This is a genomic window from Lacinutrix sp. C3R15, from assembly GCF_018860825.1.
GTDB lineage: Bacteria > Bacteroidota > Bacteroidia > Flavobacteriales > Flavobacteriaceae > Oceanihabitans.
In genome coordinates, this window is sequence record NZ_JAHKPZ010000014.1 from 1 (window position 1) to 5,357 (window position 5,357).

The window sequence follows — 5,357 nt, forward strand, 5'->3', positions numbered from 1 at the left end:
AAGTATAAAACAAAAAAAACCCTTCATTAAATAAATAATGAAGGGTTTAAAAAAGGCGACGACCTACTCTTCCACAATGTAGTACCATCGGCGCAAATGGGCTTAACTTCTCTGTTCGGAATGGTAAGAGGTGAGCCCCATCGCTATAATCACCTTAAGCTTTAGTCCCGCTCTTGTTACGGGATCTCTTTCTTAATAGCCTTTACGGCATATAGAAAGATAAATATTTTAACATATTGAAAAAATTACATGAATTGAATTGTTACTCTTATAAAAAACAGGCGTACAATAAGCCTATGGGTTATTAGTACTACTCGGCTATGACATTACTGCCTTTACACCTGTAGCCTATCAACGTAGTCATCTCCTACGACCCTTTAAAGAAATCTCATCTTGTGGTGGGTTTCGCGCTTATATGCTTTCAGCGCTTATCCCTTCCAAACGTAGCTACTCTGCAATGCTCCTGGCGGAACAACAGATACACCAGAGGTTTGTCCAACTCGGTCCTCTCGTACTAGAGTCAGATCCACTCAAATTTCTAACGCCCACAGTAGATAGAGACCGAACTGTCTCACGACGTTCTGAACCCAGCTCGCGTGCCACTTTAATGGGCGAACAGCCCAACCCTTGGGACCTTCTCCAGCCCCAGGATGTGACGAGCCGACATCGAGGTGCCAAACCCCCCCGTCGATATGAGCTCTTGGGGGAGATCAGCCTGTTATCCCCGGCGTACCTTTTATCCTTTGAGCGATGGCCCTTCCATGCGGAACCACCGGATCACTATGCTCTACTTTCGTACCTGATCGACTTGTAGGTCTCTCAGTCAAGCTCCCTTATGCCATTGCACTCTACGTACGATTACCAACCGTACTGAGGGAACCTTTAGAAGCCTCCGTTACTCTTTTGGAGGCGACCACCCCAGTCAAACTACCCACCAAGCACTGTCCCTTCTTTGAAGGTTAGACTCTAGATAAGCAAAGGGTGGTATTTCAACAATGACTCCACAACGCCTAGCGACGCCGCTTCAAAGTCTCCCACCTATCCTACACATTACTTATCCAAAACCAATACTAAGCTATAGTAAAGGTGCACGGGGTCTTTTCGTCCCACTGCGGGTAATCGGCATCTTCACCGATACTACAATTTCACCGAGCTCATGGCTGAGACAGTGTCCAGATCGTTGCACCATTCGTGCAGGTCGGAACTTACCCGACAAGGAATTTCGCTACCTTAGGACCGTTATAGTTACGGCCGCCGTTTACTGGGGCTTCATTTCAGATCTTCGCCGAAGCTAAACCCTCCACTTAACCTTCCAGCACCGGGCAGGTGTCAGGCCATATACGTCATCTTTCAATTTAGCATAGCCCTGTGTTTTTGATAAACAGTCGCCTGGACCTTTTCACTGCGGCCACCCCGAAGGGTGGCGACCTTTCTCCCGAAGTTACAGGTCTATTTTGCCTAGTTCCTTAGCCATGAATCTCTCGAGCTCCTTAGAATTCTCATCCCAACTACCTGTGTCGGTTTAGGGTACGGGCTGCTTCATTCGCTTTTCTTGGAAGTCGCTTCTCTGGATTATCACCGCGGCCGTAGCCTTAGTGTACTATCGCGGTATTACTACTCGCTTCAACGAACTATTCCGTCAGTTCGCACCAAATATACGCCTCCGTCACTTTTAGTATGAGCAGGTACAGGAATATTAACCTGTTGTCCATCCACTACCCCTTTCGGGTTCGCGTTAGGTCCCGACTAACCCTCAGCTGATTAGCATAGCTGAGGAAACCTTAGTCTTTCGGAGTGCGGGTTTCTCGCCCGCATTATCGTTACTTATGCCTACATTTTCTTTTGTAGCTACTCCAGCATGCCTCACAGCAAACCTTCAACGCCACTACAATGCTCCCCTACCACTTTTACAAGTCCATAGCTTCGGTAATATGTTTATGCCCGATTATTATCCATGCCGAACCGCTCGACTAGTGAGCTGTTACGCACTCTTTAAATGAATGGCTGCTTCCAAGCCAACATCCTAGCTGTCAAAGCAGTTCAACCTCGTTTTTTCAACTTAACATATATTTGGGGACCTTAGCTGATGGTCTGGGTTCTTTCCCTCTCGGACATGGACCTTAGCACCCATGCCCTCACTGCTGATGAACATTTTATAGCATTCGGAGTTTGTCAGGAATTGGTAGGCGGTGAAGCCCCCGCATCCAATCAGTAGCTCTACCTCTATAAAACTATAAATCAACGCTGCACCTAAATGCATTTCGGGGAGTACGAGCTATTTCCGAGTTTGATTGGCCTTTCACCCCTACCCACAGGTCATCCGAAGACTTTTCAACGTCAACCGGTTCGGTCCTCCACTGTATGTTACTACAGCTTCAACCTGCCCATGGGTAGATCACACGGTTTCGCGTCTACCACTACTAACTAAAGCGCCCTATTCAGACTCGCTTTCGCTACGGATCCGTGACTTAATCACTTAACCTTGCTAGCAACGGTAACTCGTAGGCTCATTATGCAAAAGGCACGCCGTCACCCCAAAGGGCTCCGACCGCTTGTAAGCGTATGGTTTCAGGATCTATTTCACTCCCTTATTCAGGGTTCTTTTCACCTTTCCCTCACGGTACTAGTTCACTATCGGTCTCTCAGGAGTATTTAGCCTTATCGGATGGTCCCGACTGATTCACACAGGATTACTCGTGTCCCGCACTACTCAGGATACCACTATATCCACATTCTTTACTTATACCGGGCTATCACCGTCTTTGGCCTGTCTTTCCAAACAGTTCTAATTCATCATGCTTCTAATGTCGTGGTCCTACAACCCCAGCAATGCCGTAACATTACTGGTTTGGGCTAATCCAATTTCGCTCGCCGCTACTATCGGAATCACTTTTGTTTTCTTCTCCTCCGGGTACTTAGATGTTTCAGTTCTCCGGGTTTGCCTCCTTGCGGATACTATATCTTCAATATAGTGGGTTGCCCCATTCGGATATCTACGGATCAATTTGTATGTGCCAATCCCCGTAGCTTTTCGCAGCTTATCACGTCCTTCATCGCCTCTGAGAGCCTAGGCATTCCCCATACGCTCTTGTATAGCTTATTGTACTATTTGCTTTTTAATGAGTTACAGCTTATTTATTACGATATAATAAATAAACCTTGATTAATTATTGTGCGCTCGTAGTGCACAATTTTAATCTTACAATTTTTATATTATTCTAGATATTTATCTAGTTTAATTTCATGTATCTTTTTCAATATGTCAATGAACTTTCTGTTTTCCGTTTAAACGGAAAATTTGGTGGAGAATATCGGAGTCGAACCGATGACCTCCTGCGTGCAAGGCAGGCGCTCTAGCCAGCTGAGCTAATCCCCCATTTAAAATCCTATTACTAGAATTCTTCATGTGAATTTAGAATTCCCAGGTCTAGAATTTCCTTTCTATAGTAGTTAGTAGTCTCAGGCAGACTCGAACTGCCGACCTCTACATTATCAGTGTAGCGCTCTAACCAGCTGAGCTATGAGACTCTACTATAGTATATTTTAAATTAACAGCTTGAGAATAAATCACTTATCGCGCTTTACTTTTCTCCTTTAATCGTCTTTCTCTAGAAAGGAGGTGTTCCAGCCGCACCTTCCGGTACGGCTACCTTGTTACGACTTAGCCCTAGTTACCGATTTTACCCTAGGCCGCTCCTTACGGTGACGGACTTCAGGCACTCCCAGCTTCCATGGCTTGACGGGCGGTGTGTACAAGGCCCGGGAACGTATTCACCGCATCATGGCTGATATGCGATTACTAGCGATTCCAGCTTCACGGAGTCGAGTTGCAGACTCCGATCCGAACTGTGATAGGGTTTATAGATTCGCTCCTTCTCGCGAAGTGGCTGCTCTCTGTCCCTACCATTGTAGCACGTGTGTAGCCCAGGACGTAAGGGCCGTGATGATTTGACGTCATCCCCACCTTCCTCACAGTTTGCACTGGCAGTCTTGTTAGAGTTCCCGACTTGAATCGCTGGCAACTAACAACAGGGGTTGCGCTCGTTATAGGACTTAACCTGACACCTCACGGCACGAGCTGACGACAACCATGCAGCACCTTGTAAATTGTCCGAAGAAAAGTCTATCTCTAAACCTGTCAATTTACATTTAAGCCCTGGTAAGGTTCCTCGCGTATCATCGAATTAAACCACATGCTCCACCGCTTGTGCGGGCCCCCGTCAATTCCTTTGAGTTTCATTCTTGCGAACGTACTCCCCAGGTGGGTCACTTATCACTTTCGCTTAGCCACTCAGATAAATCCGAACAGCTAGTGACCATCGTTTACGGCGTGGACTACCAGGGTATCTAATCCTGTTCGCTCCCCACGCTTTCGTCCATCAGTGTCAATATATTGTTAGTAATCTGCCTTCGCAATTGGTATTCTATGTAATATCTATGCATTTCACCGCTACACTACATATTCTAACTACTTCACAATAATTCAAGATAACCAGTATCAAAGGCAATTCTACAGTTGAGCTGCAGACTTTCACCCCTGACTTAATTATCCACCTACGGACCCTTTAAACCCAATGATTCCGGATAACGCTTGGATCCTCCGTATTACCGCGGCTGCTGGCACGGAGTTAGCCGATCCTTATTCTTACAGTACCGTCAGCTTCTCACACGTGAAAAGGTTTCTTCCTGTATAAAAGCAGTTTACAACCCATAGGGCAGTCTTCCTGCACGCGGCATGGCTGGATCAGAGTTGCCTCCATTGTCCAATATTCCTCACTGCTGCCTCCCGTAGGAGTCTGGTCCGTGTCTCAGTACCAGTGTGGGGGATCCCCCTCTCAGGGCCCCTATCTATCGTTGCCATGGTGTGCCGTTACCACACCATCTAGCTAATAGAACGCATAGTCATCTTATACCGTAACCTTTAATGATATATTGATGCCAATTAATCATACTATGAGGTATTAATCTTCGTTTCCAAAGGCTATCCCTCAGTATAAGGTAGATTCTATACGCGTTACGCACCCGTGCGCCGGTCGTCATCAGAAAAGCAAGCTCCTCTATGTTACCCCTCGACTTGCATGTGTTAGGCCTGCCGCTAGCGTTCATCCTGAGCCAGGATCAAACTCTTCATCGTTAAATTTTTAAGTCTTGCGACTAATATGCTTAACAATTAATGGAATGTTTAGTACTCAAAATGGTTTATTCTCTTTGTTTAATTAAGCCGTTTCCAACTTAATCTTACGCTGTCAATTCAATATGTCTATGAACTTTTTCTCTTTGTCTAAAACGCTTTAGCGCTTAGCGGGTGCAAATATAAAACCCTTTTTTAAATCTCACAATGTTTTTAAATAAAAAAA

At 45.8% G+C, this 5,357-nt stretch carries 2 tRNA genes and 3 rRNA genes; all 5 read right to left on the bottom strand.

The window, feature by feature from the left end:
• Positions 1-50: 50 nt before the first annotated feature.
• Positions 51-157 (bottom strand): 5S ribosomal RNA (gene rrf / locus KO494_RS05440).
• Positions 158-284: 127 nt separating this feature from the next.
• Positions 285-3,103 (bottom strand): 23S ribosomal RNA (locus KO494_RS05445).
• Positions 3,104-3,299: 196 nt separating this feature from the next.
• Positions 3,300-3,376, bottom strand: a tRNA-Ala gene (locus tag KO494_RS05450).
• A 78-nt stretch (positions 3,377-3,454) separates the two neighbouring features.
• Positions 3,455-3,528 (bottom strand) — tRNA-Ile (locus KO494_RS05455).
• Positions 3,529-3,612: 84 nt separating this feature from the next.
• A 16S ribosomal RNA gene (locus tag KO494_RS05460) occupies positions 3,613-5,134 on the bottom strand.
• Together the 16S, 23S and 5S rRNA genes with 2 tRNA genes alongside form the textbook arrangement of a ribosomal RNA operon.
• Positions 5,135-5,357: the final 223 nt, after the last annotated feature.